At 35.8% G+C, this 16,381-nt stretch carries 12 protein-coding genes; 1 reads left to right on the top strand and 11 read right to left on the bottom strand.

Features of this window, described 5'->3' with window-relative positions; translation table 11 throughout:
• Positions 1–150 precede the first annotated feature (150 nt).
• From B2Z27_RS19420 to B2Z27_RS19395, 6 genes are all read right to left on the bottom strand, one after another.
• The gene (locus B2Z27_RS19420; RefSeq protein ID WP_339634101.1) at positions 151–3,000 is read right to left on the bottom strand and encodes a M1 family aminopeptidase; all 2,850 of its coding nucleotides are present in this window, start codon (positions 2,998–3,000) and stop codon (positions 151–153) included.
• Positions 3,001–3,008: 8 nt separating this feature from the next.
• Positions 3,009–3,695: a TIGR00730 family Rossman fold protein gene (locus tag B2Z27_RS19415; protein WP_058105885.1), complete on the bottom strand. Its 687-nt coding sequence runs from the start codon at positions 3,693–3,695 to the stop codon at positions 3,009–3,011.
• A gap of 39 nt (positions 3,696–3,734) precedes the next feature.
• Positions 3,735–6,566 (bottom strand): excinuclease ABC subunit UvrA, encoded by a 2,832-nt coding sequence (uvrA, locus tag B2Z27_RS19410; RefSeq protein WP_286814914.1) that lies wholly within the window; start codon positions 6,564–6,566, stop codon positions 3,735–3,737.
• 115 nt (positions 6,567–6,681) lie between these two features.
• The gene (locus tag B2Z27_RS19405; RefSeq protein WP_286814913.1) at positions 6,682–7,503 is read right to left on the bottom strand and encodes a universal stress protein; all 822 of its coding nucleotides are present in this window, start codon (positions 7,501–7,503) and stop codon (positions 6,682–6,684) included.
• Positions 7,504–7,571: 68 nt separating this feature from the next.
• On the bottom strand, positions 7,572–8,624 hold the full coding sequence (locus B2Z27_RS19400; protein WP_286814912.1) for a response regulator: 1,053 nt from the start codon (positions 8,622–8,624) through the stop codon (positions 7,572–7,574).
• Between the two features lie 4 nt (positions 8,625–8,628).
• Complete coding sequence (locus B2Z27_RS19395; protein WP_286814911.1) at positions 8,629–10,140, bottom strand: sensor histidine kinase; 1,512 nt, start codon at positions 10,138–10,140, stop codon at positions 8,629–8,631.
• Positions 10,141–10,233: 93 nt separating this feature from the next.
• Between B2Z27_RS19395 and B2Z27_RS19390 the strand changes: the two genes are divergently transcribed.
• On the top strand, positions 10,234–10,635 hold the full coding sequence (locus B2Z27_RS19390) for a hypothetical protein (protein ID WP_286814910.1): 402 nt from the start codon (positions 10,234–10,236) through the stop codon (positions 10,633–10,635).
• A 2-nt stretch (positions 10,636–10,637) separates the two neighbouring features.
• Here the strand turns inward: B2Z27_RS19390 and B2Z27_RS19385 are convergent, their stop codons facing one another.
• From B2Z27_RS19385 to B2Z27_RS19365, 5 genes are all read right to left on the bottom strand, one after another.
• The gene (locus B2Z27_RS19385; RefSeq protein ID WP_286814909.1) at positions 10,638–12,113 is read right to left on the bottom strand and encodes a mannitol dehydrogenase family protein; all 1,476 of its coding nucleotides are present in this window, start codon (positions 12,111–12,113) and stop codon (positions 10,638–10,640) included.
• A gap of 3 nt (positions 12,114–12,116) precedes the next feature.
• On the bottom strand, positions 12,117–13,835 hold the full coding sequence (locus B2Z27_RS19380; protein WP_286814908.1) for a purine-cytosine permease family protein: 1,719 nt from the start codon (positions 13,833–13,835) through the stop codon (positions 12,117–12,119).
• Positions 13,836–14,030: 195 nt separating this feature from the next.
• Positions 14,031–14,846, bottom strand: coding sequence for a DUF6503 family protein (locus B2Z27_RS19375; RefSeq protein ID WP_286814907.1), 816 nt, complete (start codon positions 14,844–14,846; stop codon positions 14,031–14,033).
• Positions 14,847–14,916: 70 nt separating this feature from the next.
• The gene (locus B2Z27_RS19370) at positions 14,917–15,699 is read right to left on the bottom strand and encodes a haloacid dehalogenase type II (RefSeq protein WP_286814906.1); all 783 of its coding nucleotides are present in this window, start codon (positions 15,697–15,699) and stop codon (positions 14,917–14,919) included.
• A gap of 52 nt (positions 15,700–15,751) precedes the next feature.
• Entirely contained in the window at positions 15,752–16,354 is a 603-nt protein-coding gene (locus tag B2Z27_RS19365) for a TetR/AcrR family transcriptional regulator (RefSeq protein ID WP_286814905.1), read from the bottom strand.
• Between the last annotated feature and the right edge of the window lie 27 nt (positions 16,355–16,381).

Genomic DNA, 16,381 nt, shown 5'->3' with positions numbered 1-16,381 from the left:
ACGTGTTTATACAAAATTACCGAATCAAGTACTTTCTAGCAACGCTCTTACCAGTTAATTTATTCCATATTTTTCAACAAATTTGATATTTTTTTAAAAATATCTTAATTTATTGTAAAAATTCTACGAACCGTATTAGAAATTCTTAGTTTAAAACCATTTTCTTGTGAAAAGCCCTGTTAAGGTTTTTGGACTTACGGTAATGATGAATCTTATTTTTTCACCATAATTTGGTTGAGACACTTCCCATCCGTTGTTGGAGTATACTGGTAGGTAAAGTTCAAAGTAGTCGGTAACCAAATTTAATCTGACACCAGAATCATAAACGAATTTACCGTCAAAATCCCTGTTTTTTACTAAACCGGCATCACCATAAAGCTCAATCCATTTCCAAAGATTAAAGCTTCCGTTCATGGTTGCCATCCAATCATTTGAAAAACGGTATCGTTGATCTAAGAAAGATTTAAACCCGCCTTCTGCGATAATAATTTGCTGACTATAAATACCTGAGTCTTCCGATCTTCCTAAATATCCGTAATCAAACAAGTAATCTGTTGGGCGATCTAAGGCAAAACTGAAAAAGTCCGTTTGGGTTTTATTACTTAAAAATTTACCGGCAAAAAATCTAAGATTTAACTGTCTGTTATTCTCAAATAATTTTCGGTATTCATATTCAAATGATAGTTTACTGAAATTTCCTGCTAGCTGAAAATCTAAAAACCATGATTTGTAATCCAGTATTCCATTGTCCCTATTGATGTATCTAGCATTAAATACACTATAATCTGGGTTTTCTGGATCGTTGGCCAAATTCTGTAAAGAAGGGTCAAAGTCCCTTAAAATATTTACATACCTAAATGAAAGAAACTCTCTTTTGTTCGATAAAAGATCAGCTGGTCTAAATCCAAAACTTAAAGAAGGAGTTATAGATGTGTATCTGGAATTTTCATTGAAATGGGAGGTAGATGCACCAATACCGTAGTTTGCTACATATAATCCACTTTTACTTAAGTACTTTCTGTAGTTAAATTTTCCATAGCCTACAAAAGCTTTTTCCCTAAAGGAATAAGATGGGGCAAAGTCATAGACAAAGGGTCTCTCAAGCAAGGTTTTGTTATAAAGTCGCATACCCGGTACCCAGCCATCATACACGTTAAAATTTAATATGGGAACATAGAATACCTGGTTATAATATGGATTCTCGGCATCTTTAAAAAAGGTAAACTTTAGCTTTTTGTTGCTTGATAAAAAGCCTTTAAGTGATTTCCAATTATCTCGCTGGTTAAACTCAGGAATCTTTTGGTCATAATTAAGAACAAGTCTATCTTCTTGATTATTGGGTATGCTAAAGGTTTCTTCTAATTCTATATCTTTAAACCAATATTCTGATACTACGGAATCTTTCTTTAAACCAAAAACTGAAATTGGTACGTTGGTTCCTTCCTTGTTCTTAAGGGTAATATGTAGGGAGTCTGCATCCTTTTTTACTTTCTTGATCTTGAAATCTATCTTACGATCTGTAGAAACATAGTCATTAAAAAACCAATTGATATCAACGTCGGTTGATCGTTTTAAAATAGACTCAAAATCATGAACTTTTACGTTATTTAACTTAAAATACTTGAAGAAGGTTTTTATGCTTTCATCAACATGTTCTTTGCCTATATAATCCGCTAAATATGCTAATCCTAGACCTGCCTTGTATTTATTGGCAATTTTTTGATTGAATTTTATTAAAGAATCATTAGAGGTTTCTAATGCCTGATCTAAATTTTTACGGGCAGTTAAATTATAAAGAAAAGAATATTGGTCATTAAAATCCATCTTGGCCAGTTCAAAACTTCTAAAGCCCCATATTTTAGAAAGTTTGCCCATGAGCTTTTGGTCTGGGTAATACTGCTCTACAAAGGCAATCATTAAATAGTTGGCTATGGCGCTGTTCAACCACTGTTCTTTACGTGGGTTTAAGAACATAGTCTCTTTTAAAATACTATTGATGGCCGTTTTCAAGAATTTCATTTCAAATTGAAATTGTTCTTCATACGGTCTAATGAAAGAGGGGAGTTGGTTTATACCGTAAAGCGGATTTTTGTTATAATCCAGCTCGCTTACCAATATCTTTTCATGAGGGTAGTCACCAAGATTGTTATGTATAAAATTGGCAACCTTGTTAATGGATAACCCTTGACCTATTGGACTGTATCTTGGTGCTCTAAAATCTGTTAGGAACGTCATGTATGGCGTTCTGTGTGTTATAAAGTTTTTTTGTGGGTTTAGAATGATTTCACCACCACGTTGCAGATTACCTTTTAATTGGGCAAATTGACCATTTGGAAAAGAGGATTCTGATGTTATATCAAAGTTTGAAGCTAAAAAAAGACTATCTGGAAATTTAAAATTTATGACCGTATTGGTCACGTCCATATACAAATCCTCAAGGTTCTTATTTGAGTAAAGGTGCCATTTGCCATCATAAACTGCAGGTGTTAGATACCAATCTTTTAGATAGTAATCTCCCTTATTATCATAACCGTACGGAGTGTACTTATTTGGCGGTAACTTCACTTTATAAGTGATGTGGATTTTGGTAGATTCGCCCGGTGGTAGAATATCTTTTAAGGTAACCTTTACTATATCTTTACCTTCCGTACGGCTCCATTCAAGTCCATTGTACGTTTCATCGACTACACTTGTAATTGTAGTTTTACCGCGTTCATCTGCTTTTGCCAAATGAAGCGATTTTTTAAATTCTTGGGCAAACCTCTTTGCTAATGCTGTGTTTTTATCTGAATAGGCATTTGCCCAATCGTTGAAATAGATAACACCTAAATTATAGTTAGATTTATTGAAGTAGGTGAATTCTTGCTTGATATCCAACTCTTTGGTATACTCGTTTAAACTAACCGTAAGATTAGTGTTATACTGAGCATAACCAATAGTAATGTTGGTTACTAAGAGAATAATACAGTAAAGGAAAAAGGATTGAAAGTTACGTACCAAGGCTTATATTAAAAATTAGGACTCATGCTGTGCCCTTTGTAAAAGGAATCGATTATTTCAACTACTTCTTCTTCTGTATCTACTATTTTGATAAGGTTTAAATCTTCCGGACTTATATTGCCCATCTTCAGCATGGTGCCTTTTACCCAGTCCATAAGACCTGTCCAGAATTCACTGCCAACCAATATGATCGGGAACTTACCAATTTTATGTGTTTGTATTAACGTTATTGCTTCAAAAAGCTCATCTAAAGTTCCAAAGCCACCTGGCATTACCACAAAACCTTGAGAGTATTTTACGAACATTACTTTCCTTACGAAGAAGTAATCAAAGTCCAAGCTTTTATCATTGTCAATATACGGATTGTCATGCTGTTCAAAAGGAAGGTCTATGTTCAGACCCACAGAAGTTCCACCGGCAAGATTTGCACCTCTGTTACCCGCTTCCATAATACCTGGGCCACCACCGGTAATTACACCATAGCCAGCTTCTGCTATACTTTTTGCAATAGAAACCGCCAATTTGTAGTAAGGGTCTTCTTCTTTGGTTCTGGCAGAACCAAAAATAGATACACATGGGCCAATCTTGCTCATACGCTCAAAACCATTTACAAACTCTCCCATTATCTTAAAAATGGCCCAAGAGTCATTGGTTTTTATTTCATTCCAGCCTTTGTGATGTTTTTCTGATCTCATTCGTTTATATATTCTTTTAGATAATTTTTTATCTATTTATTATTTTAATTCTCTCTTTAAAAATTTAGCCGTATAGCTTTTCTTGTTTTTAGCTACTTGCTCTGGAGTACCTTTGGCAACCAATTGCCCTCCTGAGCGACCACCTTCGTAACCAATATCAATAATGTGGTCTACCATTTTAATTACGTCCATATTATGTTCAATAACTAACACAGTATTTCCTTTATTGGCTAATTTATTCAAAACTTCCATCAAAACCCTTATATCTTCAAAATGAAGTCCGGTTGTTGGTTCATCTAAAATATAGAAGGTATTACCGGTATCTCTTTTAGAAAGTTCGGTAGCCAATTTTATACGTTGTGCTTCTCCACCGGATAGGGTGGTGGATTGTTGCCCTAACGATATATATCCCAATCCTACATCTTGGATGGTCTTTAACTTACGATGTATTTTTGGAATAAGTTCAAAAAATGATACGGCTTCATTAATGGTCATTTCCAGAACGTCTGATATAGATTTGCCTTTATAGCGTATTTCCAAGGTTTCCCTATTGAATCTTTTGCCGTTGCAGGTTTCACATTCCACATAAACATCGGGCAAGAAATTCATTTCTATGACCCTTAGACCTCCACCTTGACAGGTTTCACATCTACCGCCTTTTACATTAAAACTGAATCTACCTGGTTTATACCCCCTTATAGATGCTTCGGTGGTTTTTGCGAACAAAGATCTTATTTCGCTGAACACACCGGTGTATGTTGCAGGGTTTGATCTTGGTGTTCTACCAATGGGAGACTGGTTAATGTCAATTACTTTATCTATATGCTCTAGACCGGTTATCTTTTTATAGGGCATAGGTTTTTTAACGCCATTAAAGTAATGTGCGTTCATGATAGGATATAGCGTCTCATTGATCAAGGTAGATTTTCCACTACCTGAAACACCGGTTACCCCAATCATTTTTCCCAGTGGAAATTTTACGGTAATGTTCTTTAAGTTGTTACCTGTGCAGCCAGATAACACAATCTCATTACCGTTGCCTTCTCTTCTTTTTTTAGGAACTTCAATCTCCTTAACTCCTGTCATGTAATCCGCGGTCAAGGTATGTACATGTTTTAACTCTTCCGGTGTTCCTTGAGAAATAATTTGACCACCGTTCTTACCCGCTTTTGGACCTATGTCAATGACATGGTCTGCACGCTCAATCATATCACGGTCATGTTCCACTACTATGACAGAATTTCCTATATCCCTTAAAGATTCCAGCGATTTTATCAATCTTTCGTTATCTCGTTGATGTAGCCCAATACTAGGCTCATCAAGAATATAGAGTACGCCTACCAATTGCGAACCTATCTGTGTAGCCAATCTAATACGTTGTGCTTCACCACCTGAGAGCGATTTAGAACTTCTGTTCAATGAAAGGTAATCTAAACCTACATCTAATAGGAATTGTATTCTTGTGGTAATTTCCTTAATGATTTCCTCCGCTATTTTTAGCTGGTTACCACTAAGTTTTTTGTCTAACCCTTTAAAAAATGATGCAAGTTCAACAATGTCAAAATTTGCCAATTCGGCAATATTCTTCTCTTCAATTTTGAAATAAAGAGATTCCTTTTTTAGACGAAAACCTGTACATGTAGGACATGTAATTTTGTCCATATATTCTTTAGCCCATCTTTTGATTGAAGTAGAAGCAGCTTCCTCGAACTGATTTTTTATAAAGTTTGATATACCTTCATAATCTATCTTATAGGTGCGTTTAACACCTAAGGTTTTTGAATCTACATCAAAACTTTCTTTGCCTCCGTTCAATAGAATTTCAATAGCTTCAGCAGGAATAGTGTCTATTGGGTCCGTGATTTTGAAACTATAACGTTCGGCAATAGTTTCTATTTGTTTAAAGGCCCATGACTTTTTGTAATCTCCCAAAGGAGCAATACCACCACCTTTAATGGATAATTTTTTGTTAGGGAATATTTTCTTTTCATTCACCTCATACACATGGCCTAATCCTTTACAATTGGGACACATACCCTTAGGGGAGTTAAAAGAAAATGTATTGGGCTCAGGAGTAGGATAGGAGATACCTGTGGTGGGGCACATTAAATCCCTACTGAAATACCTAGGTATATCGGTGCCTTCTGCAAGCACCATTAAGACGTTGTCACCACTATACATGGCCGTATTGATACTTTCTGACAATCGTTTATGAAAGTCCTCACTTTCTGCAACCTTTAACCTGTCTATAACGATCTCTATATCATGGGTTTTGTAACGGTCCACTTTCATGCCCTTTACAATATCCTTTATTTCACCGTCAACTCTTACCTTTAAAAATCCTTGTTTGGCTATCTGCTCAAAAAGTTCACGGTAATGTCCTTTTCTTGACTTAATTACCGGTGCAAGAATGTTGATTTTCTTGTCTAAATAAGATTCAATGATCAAGTTTTTAATTTGCTCATCGCTATAGCTTACCATCTTTTCACCAGTATTGTAACTATGCGCATCTGCAGCACGGGCGTAAAGTAGCCTTAAGAAATCATAAATTTCGGTAATGGTACCAACGGTAGATCTTGGAGATTTTGAAGTGGTTTTTTGTTCTATGGCAATTACGGGAGACAAGCCATCTATCTTATCAACATCTGGACGTTCTAAACCTCCCAAAAATTGTCTTGCATAGGCAGAAAACGTTTCAATATATCGTCTTTGTCCTTCTGCATAAATGGTATCGAATGCCAATGATGATTTGCCACTACCAGATAGACCGGTAATAACGACCAATTTATCTCTAGGTATGGTAACATCTATATTTTTAAGGTTATGAACGCGTGCGCCCTTGACCTCTATGTTTTCTTCAAAATTAATCATGTATTCACAGCAAAGTTGCAAAAGTACGATTTTGAGTGCGAATTACATACGTTACCTTTTAGTTTGAAATGCTATAATCTCTTTAATTTTTAATGCAATACGTATATGATGTTATTTATTCATGAAGAACGAGCAAGGGTACAGATGATTGATGGTTTAATTGTGATTTGGAAGGATTGAAAAACAATTGCTGAAACAGATTTATATTTTTTGCTGCCATGGTAAGCATTTCAACACTATTGTCAGTCAGATAGGTGGTAATGGTTTCTTTAATGTTCAATCCTTGAATTTCTTTGAAGCAATGAAAACCTGTAAACATTTCCTTTAAATAATCATGCAAGTAAGCTTTGTTGGCGATTTGGGTGTTTGAGAAGTTTGTTTTTGCCTGCGTAACATGAACCACGTCTAAGGTCGCATTTGATATTTGTAAAACTTCGGTCAAAGATTTAAGAATGGGGTAGGTGTAGAAAATGTTATAATCCGTTGGAAACCCAATTTTGCTTGGTTTTTTGATAGAAACTTTGTCTGATACCACCAATACATTACATGGTACTTTTGTAATTACATTGACTGTATTGCGGCCAAAAATAGTGTGTTCATAATTTGAAGTGCCTTTTGCACCCATTATAATCAGGTCTATTTTTTTTTCGTCTACGGTTTTTTTAATGATATCGGTAAAGTTGCCATAATCTCTTAAAGTGATAAACTGATGTAAAAAGTTAGACTTTAATTGTGCTAATTGCTCAAAAAAGAGATTCAGTTTTTTATGTATGGGTAATGGTGCACCTATGCTATTTTTATTGATAGATTTATCACTTAATTCTTCAACATATAGTACATAAAAGGTGCATTGGTCATAGCCATACAGGCATGCGGCATATTTTAGAGCATTCCAAGAATTTGCCGAGAAATCAGTAGGAATTAATATGTGTTTCATTCATAAGGCTTACTCGTCAAAAGTAATTCCATATTAAATGCTGGTAAATGATATTTATCAGATTTGAATTAATTTACATATTGTAAGGCTTTTAACTCTATGATTTGAATGTTTCTACCTTCAATAATAATGAGTCCTTCTTTTTTAAAACCAGATAATGTACGTATTAAACTCTCTGTAGCTATGCCGGCAACACTTGCCAAATCATTCCTAGAAATTCGTATGGGTTCATTGGGTTTGGTATTCATTAACTCGGCAAATTGGAGTAAGGTCTGCGCCGTTTTTCTTCGAACGGAGCTATAGGCCATTTGTAATAATTGGGCTTTGATCATTGAAATGTTTTCAGATAACAACTCCATTAATTCCATAGAGATGTTCTTGTTCTCATTCAGTATTTTTTTGAGGTTATCTTTAGAAATCCCGGCAAGTTCTACTGTTTCTAAAGCCGTGGCAGTCTCTTGGTACGGTACGTTATTTAAAAAAGAGGTGAAACCTAAAAAGTCATCTGCCTTAGACAATGAGGTAATCAACTCTTTACCATCAGTATCCATACTATGGCACTTTACAAGACCTTTTAATATGAGATAAATCTTGTTTGATCTGGCACCCTCATCATAAATTGATTCCCCTGCTTTAAAACTGGAAACCTCACCATTGTCGTCAAAGAAGTTTTTGAGTTCATGAACCGTACGTATTTCATTTTCTGTGACACCATGTTCTTTGGTGCTCTCATCTTGCATACGTTTAATCAATTCTGCTTTTGCAAGTCTACTTTCAATAGCGCTGATAAGATCTTCTTCGTCAAAAGGCTTGGTAAGGTAATCATCTGCACCTAGATCCATTCCTTTCCGTATTTCTTTGTGCTCAGTTTTAGCCGATAAAAAGATAAACGGAATTTGCTTTGTTTTTTCGTTATTAGATAATTGTTGTAGTACTCCATAACCATCTAATTCTGGCATCATAATGTCGCAAATAATAATGTCCGGCACATCTTCAATGGCTGCATTAACACCTATTTTTCCGTTGGGTGCGGTATTTACGCTATAACCAGCTAATTCTAAAAGTTCTTCCGTGTTTTCACGTAAGGCCTTGTCATCTTCGATCAATAGAATTTGTTTCATAATGTTAGCTGGTTTTTAAATTAGGCATACGTAATGTAAACGTAGATCCAACACCGATTTTACTGGTGAATTTTAGACTTCCTCCTAAGTTTTCCATATGTTGTTTTGCGATATTAAGACCAATACCGGTACCTTGGGTTAGTAATGCGTTTTCTGCTCTAAAATAGCGATTAAAAATATGCTTCTGTTCTTCTTGGGGAATTCCAATGCCTTGGTCAATTACACTAATGATTATGTTAGTATCGTTCAATGCTACTTTAATGGTAATAGTAGTATCTTCAGGAGAGTACTTTATGGCGTTATGTATTAAATTAGATAAGGCCAACTCTAGTGTTTTTTCATCAAAATTGATGTTTAGCTCGTCAATATTTTCTGGGTAATGAATTTGTTGACCAGATTTTAAAAGCATATTACTATTGTATACGACTTCGTTTACAATTTTGCTTAACGGAAATTCTTCTACTTTGTAATTCACTTTGCCGGATTCTAAACGCTCTACGGATAAAAAATCGGTTAGTATGGTGTCTAAATATTTTACTTTACTTTTAATGGTTGCCACATGTTTGTCCCTCTTTGGTTGCTGATCGGTCTGAGTATATTTTCCTAGCAAGGTGATAGAGGTGAGTATACTACTTAAAGGCGTTTTGAATTCGTGCGATACCAATGATAAAAACCTGGTCTTTAATTCGTTGAGTTCTTTTTCTACGGCTAAAGCTTCCGTTAATTGCTGTGTGCGTTCCTCAACTTTTTTCTCTAGATTTTCAGTGTAATTTTTTCTTTCGGTTATATCTAGTATAAATGCTACGAAAACCTTCTTTTTTCCTAATTCGGACAACTGCAAATGAACTTCTACTGGGTAAGTAGAACCATCCTTTCTACCGTGTACCGTTTCAAATTTTACTTTGGGAATTTCATTATTAAGTAATGGGGAAATCAATTTTTTAAAGTTTTCTTCATTGAACTCCGGTTTAATATCTACCGGGGTCATTTCATACATTTCCGTTATGGTATAACCAATGTTTCTTTGCGCTTCTTTATTGACATTCAAAAACTTGAAGGTTTCTGCATCAAACACAAAAATTTCGTTAAGAGATTCGTCAAAAATTCGTGCCCAATGACTTAGTTCTTCTTCTTTGTTCTTTCTTTCGGTAATATCGATCACCAAGGCCATAACATAAGTAGATCCGTAAAATTCAAACGGATTTAAGCCGGCCTCTACCGGAAATTCTTTGCCACTTTTAGTAATGCCGTAGAGATTTCTACCGTGTCCCATTTGTCGTTTATCACTATTGGCAATAAACTTGTTTACATGTTTACTATGGTTGGCAAGATATCTTTTGGGTATTAAGATATCCAACGGTTTTCCTAATAATTCCCCCTTTTCATACCCAAACATTTGTTCTGTAGACGTATTGGTGGCCACTACATTTTGTTGGGCATCAACAACAATAATACCTTCTGAAACTCCTTCTGAAAGCAAATTGAAGATATCACTGTTCTTTTGAAAATCTTGCATAGTATCAAATATATAGATTACGACTGATTTTTATCATATTTAAAGTGGGTTCTAAGCTGTATTTTCATGGTAAATTCATAGAAAAACTATAAAATGGAAAATACTGCGAAAACAATGAACGGTCTTTATGAGAGCTTAGCAAAGCTTTTTTATGCCGTGGCTATGTGCGATGGTAGCGTACATAGTAACGAATGGGATAAAGTTAAGGAGTTGGTGAAAGAAGATTGGTTGTACGTAGATGATTTTACGGATCGGTATGGTACGGACGCCGCTAACCAAATTGAAATTGTATTTGATGTTCTTATGGAAACTTCAAAAGGGAGTAAGGAATGTTTTGGAGAATTTGTGGAATTTTACAAGGAGCATCCACATGCTTTTTCAGATGAGATAAAAGCCTTGACCCAAAAAACGGCCAAGGCTATTGCAAATTCATTTTCAGGTAACAATAAATCTGAGCTTATACTTTTAGCCAAGATCAAATTGTTACTCAACTAATGCTATTTCATTGATTTTTTTATATCTGGGTCTGCGTATATTTTCTGCACCATTTCACTGTACAAACTGGAGAATGTCGTATTCTCTGCCAAGTTGCCAAATAAAGATTCTTGTTTTATAAAGGCAAGTGGGTCTTTATTGGTTTTACTGGCGGCTTGGTGCAGTTGGTCTTGCATGGCATCTATAATTTCTATGGATTCACCATCTTTATTTACGCCCTTATCACTATAATAACACCATGCAGCTATCACTAAAGTTGCATATTTAATACTGCCACCCTTAGCCAGGTTATCTTGAATAGTGGCGATTAAAAATTTAGGAAGTTTTGCCGAACTCTCCGAGCAAATTCTACTAACACTATCTTTTATGTTTGGGTTGGCAAAACGTTCTTGTAGACTGTCCTTATATGTTGTAAGATCAATACCTTCTAGCTTATCTAATACGGGTGTTGCTTCCTTATCCATAAAAGCTCTTAAATAGGTGACAAAAAGATCATCTTCCATACAGGCGTTAATGGTTGGGTGACCATGCAATGCGCCTAAAATGCCTAGCACGGAATGCCCAGCGTTTAAAAGGCGCAGTTTCATTTTTTCGTACGGTTTTACATCTGGTACAAATTGTACACCTACTTTTTCAAACGCAGGTCTTCCGTTAGAAAAGTTATCTTCAATGACCCATTGTATAAAAGGCTCACAAGTTACGGGCCACTCATCTTTTAGGTTATAAGTTTGTTCTAAATAGTCAATGTCGGCCTGTGTGGTTACCGGGGTAATGCGATCAACCATGCTGTTAGGAAAGCTTACCTCTTTTTCAATATATGAAGCTAACTCCTCATCTTGTTTGTTGGCAAAAGTTAGCAACATTTCTTTGGCAACATCTCCGTTGTGTTGAATATTGTCACATGACATTACGGTAAAGGCCGGTAAACCGTTCTCCTTTCTTTTTCTAATGGCAGCGGTCAAAAACCCATAAATGGTTTTTGGCTCTTCTGGGTTCGCTAATTCATGTTGCACATCTTTATTCTCAAAATCGAATTCACCTGTAGCCGGATTAAAATTATACCCACCTTCCGTGATGGTCAATGATACTATTTTTGTGTCAGGATGCGCCATTTGGTCAATCACGACATTGGGAGTATCAAATCCCAATTTGAAATCTATGATAGCACCAATAACTTCAGAATCAATTTTTCCATCCGGATGTTTGATTATTAAGGTGTACATACCGTCTTGCTGTTGCAATACATCATGTATTTTTTGATCACCTTTTCGTAAGCCTATACCACAAATCCCCCATTCAGAAGCATTTTCTTTTTCTTGTAGTAGATGGTTGTAATATGCTTGGTGTGCTCTGTGGAACCCACCTACGCCAACATGTACAATTCCTGCTTTAACTGTATCTCTTTTATAAGATGGTGTGGGTAATTGTCTGCTTATTTCTGCTAAATTCTTCGAGTTCAACATCGTTTCTTTTGTCATTTTTTAGCTAATATTTTTAGATTTTCCGCGTAATAATGCCGCATAGGCAGTAACAAAGTAAACTACCGTGCATATAAACGCATAATAGTAAAAGGTTTCTCTATTTTCAATGTAAATATTTTCGTTTGCACTGCTAAACAATACAATGCCCGCCAAAATTAAGGTTATGATCAAAGCAATGAGCGATACCACCTTTAAGATTTTTGTGAGTAGCGTGGTGTCCTTCACGGGTTTAGTTTCGGTTAAACTTTTTTCTTCTTGGTAGGAAATGATTTTTTCATTTCTTAACCTCTCTTTTTCTTTTTCTTCCGGATATTTATTTTTTGCACCAAATTTACCGGCAAGAACGGTGTAAATGATTATAGTGAAAATCCATGTAGGTATAAATAAATAGAAGAAAGACATTGCGTTTAAGGCATTTAAACCAAACCCAAAAACCAAACCTAACCCCCATGAAGCAATGGCAGGTGTGCTAAAGGTTAGATTACGGTAGGCCGACCAATAACGGGTGTACCCTATTTTTGGGAAAATTTGGTGTTCGGCAAATACTATTGCTCCTACAGGTACAACTAATAGACCAGCATATGTAAGTAAGGGCAGAATTTGAGAAAACACAAAAGGAAAACAAGCAATGGCAATGGTAATAAGACCAACGATAATGGTTGTTTTTTTACGAGAGTGTCTGTGGAATATGGCTTGTGCAGCCAACCCTGCCCTATATAAGTTAGTTATTGCAGTGGTCCACCCGGCAACGATTACAATGACAAATCCAGACCATCCCAAAGCATAGAAGGCTACATCTCCTGGATCTAATTCAACGATAGTTTTACCTATGATCACAGCTGCACCGGCACCCATAATACCGGCAGCGATCCATGCAACGAAATGACCGAACATCATACCTGTACTGGTTGCAAGTCCGTATGATTTCTTTTTAGCAAATCGTAACAACGCCATATCAATTAAACCAAAGTGGGTAATGGTATTGGCGGCCCATGCAAAGCCAATAACTTCCATTAATCCAATGCCAGGTTCCCCGGCACTGTTGATTCCGGTCCATATGGATTTATCCCCCAATGATATCAATTCGTTCCATCCGCTGGGTAACGTAGTTCCTAAAACATCAAGGGATAATGCAGGTAATAAAACCATAGCACCGCTGGTAAACATTACAAATAACCATGGCGCACATATTCCAGAAAATTCGGATACTGCGTTAAAACCATATAAAGCAATGGATACAACCACCAGACCAACACAAAAAACAATGACCACAAACCACATATTGGTAGGGTACCAATTGAGTTGTGCCGGAATGTCAAAAGCAAAACGTACCGCAGTGGCAGATACGGTAATCATTGCTGCGGATATAACGGAGAAAATAATGACATTGGCCCAATTGTAAAGCTTGGTCATAGAATCCCCTGCAATTTTATTCAGGTAGGTATACAAGCTTAATCTTGTGTCTACGGCGATAGGAGAGGTAATGAACGTCCAGCTTAAGACCGCTAATATATTACCGATCAGAAGTCCTAAAATAATATCCATTGTTTTTGCTCCAAGGGCTACGAAAGTAGCTCCAATAACAAATTCAGTTGCGGCTACGTGCTCGGCGGCATATAGACCGGCAAAATGAGTCCAATCGTGTAATTTATGTTTTGCAACGGGTAATTGCTCTTCGTTTAATTTTTTTAATGCGGAATAATCTTGAGTAGTTGGCATTAGCTGAGTTGGTAGTTAAGTTTGTAATACAATTTATGTAGTATACTGTTCCAAGACTTCGTATGCTTACATCTGTTTGAACAGGGGTGCAATGTATTTAAATTATATACAAACGCCCATATTTTTTAACAGTTTTGTAATACAGTTTTGTAACAAATAGGTGCAAATATTTAATAAAATACCAAAAACACAGTGCTATTTCTGAAAATCAATAGGTTTTAAACCATTATCAAACTTAATATTGCTCCAATTTACTTTGATCCAAGGAGCATCCGTAACATCTGCATTCCATGTAGATTTTTTATATTTACGTTCAGTAGGAATAAGCATGTCGTCTACTTTTTCATATTCCAATACCATTAAGTTAGGAGTTTCCATAGCTCCAAAATCCGCAACGGTAAATAAGAATTGGTCTACTAGCTTCGTATTCTTGTTGATATACAATTGATAGATGTCAGTCGGTTTGGAGTTACCAAAGTCGAATGATACCTTAACAATGTCATAGTTTTTATCATCGACAGTTTTCTCCCCTAAATATTCATAAGTTACCCCAGGATCTAATAATTTTTGAAACATGGTAAACCAATAGAAATTAGTAGGTCTATTGAAAGCGACTCTTTTTAGGGCTACAGAATCTTCAATGATATTTCCATTATGCTTTAGCCAATATTCCTGTCCGTTATATCCTTGTTCAATGGGACCATCAAAATTACTTAAGGTTCTCTGGTGTTTTTCATATTTTCCATAAGATAATTCACCGTCAAAAATGTATTTTTCGGTTGTTATATCGGTTTTGCCATCGGGCGTTTGGTAGGTATACGTGTAAACTACATCCTTCTTATTTCTTAAAGTTTTGTAATCACCTACTTTTTCAATCATTTTAGAGACAAGTTCATGTCCTTTGTTTTTATAGGTAGACATAACAGTTTCCTCATGCTGTACTTTTTTATCGTTTTTACAAGAGAAAGTTAGTATGCTAAGAAAAATTAGGCTTGAAATTTTATAATTCATGATGATAGGTATAGTTTCTTATAAATTTGTTTATGATTATTTAAATGTAACTAGATAAATGTTTTTAAGCTTAGGTTAGGCTGATAAGTCTATCGGCAACCAGTTTCAAGTTTTGTTCATTTATTTCTGGGGTAGGGGAAAGTGGATACAATTGCGCACCTGGTCTACTAATGAACGCTCCTCTCCAGCCAGCCCATAAAGCTCCAGAAATATCCCAGCCATGGGCCGCTACCAATAAGCATTCTTCTGGTTTGATGTTCATTTTTCTGGCCGCCCAATTATATGCATCTACATGTGGTTTAAACTTGCCCATATCCTCAATGCTTAAACGTTGATCAAAATACTTGGTAAGTCCGGCATTTTTAAATTGTGTTTCAACTCCTTTATTGGATGAATTTGTGAATGAAACTAAAGTATAGCCGGCATCTTTTAAGCGCTGCAATGAAGAAGCAACTTCAGGGTGTGCGGGTAGCGAACGGATAGGATCCACAATTGATTTTTTAGCTTCTTCATGAGTTAAGGTGATACCGTTATTTGCGGCAACCATTTGTAAGGCAGCGGCGCCAATAATGGCAAAATCATTGTATTGATTGGCAACTGTGGAAACCAAGGAGTACTGCAACATGGTTGTAAACCATAGCGGTAGCAGGTCGTTTCTGCCGTTAAGGGCTTTGGCTACGCTATCTTTCATGGCGGTTAAATCCAACAAGGTTTCATTGACATCAAAAAAAAGAACTTTGGGTCTATCGGTCTTTGGTTCTTTTTTATTGGCAAAGCCCATGGCAGGTATTGTTGCACCTGCCGCTCCTAAAATGGTTGATTTCTTAATAAAGTCTCTTCTGTTGTTTTTCATGATATATATAATTATAAAAACATTCTATGTGGTATGTTTTTGGGTAAAAAAATTATTGCTTTATTTGATTTAGGTACATGGATAACCCTTTTAGATATTCGTTGATTACTTCATCATCATCATAAAGTTTTCGAATTCCACGAATACCTTCAAAGGCGCTGATTAAATAAATAGCGGCCGCAGCACTTGAAATATCTTTTTTAATGGTGTTTTCAGACTTCCCTCTTTCAATTAATTCTACTAGTGCCCTTTTCCATTCCTCTATAATATTTTTTAGTGCTTTTTGATATACATTTTCATAATCCCCAATTTCATTGATGAGATTATTTGTGGGGCAACCGTGTTTCTTCTCATACATGGAGAAAGACTTAAGGCTGTTTAAAAAAGTATCTTCTAAAATAGCATATGCATTACCGTTTTGGTATAGAGGATATACCATTCTTTTTTGAACTCTACGCTGTAATTTTTGGGTAATTACTTCAATGCCTAATTCTTTTTTATTTGCATAATGGTGATAGAAGGCTCCTTTGGTCATCGTAGTTGCCTTCATTATTTTATCAATGCTTGTCGTTTTAAAACCTTCTTCGTAAAACAACTTAAAGGCTTCATTAAGAATTAGTTGTTTGGAAAGTTCAGATTTTAATGCCTGTTTCATTTTGTAAAGTTCGAATAAAAAATACGG

This window comes from Maribacter sp. UBA3344 (genome assembly GCF_002362375.1).
GTDB classification, from domain to species: Bacteria; Bacteroidota; Bacteroidia; order Flavobacteriales; family Flavobacteriaceae; genus Maribacter; species Maribacter dokdonensis.
This window is presented reverse-complemented; position numbering and strand designations above follow the sequence as displayed.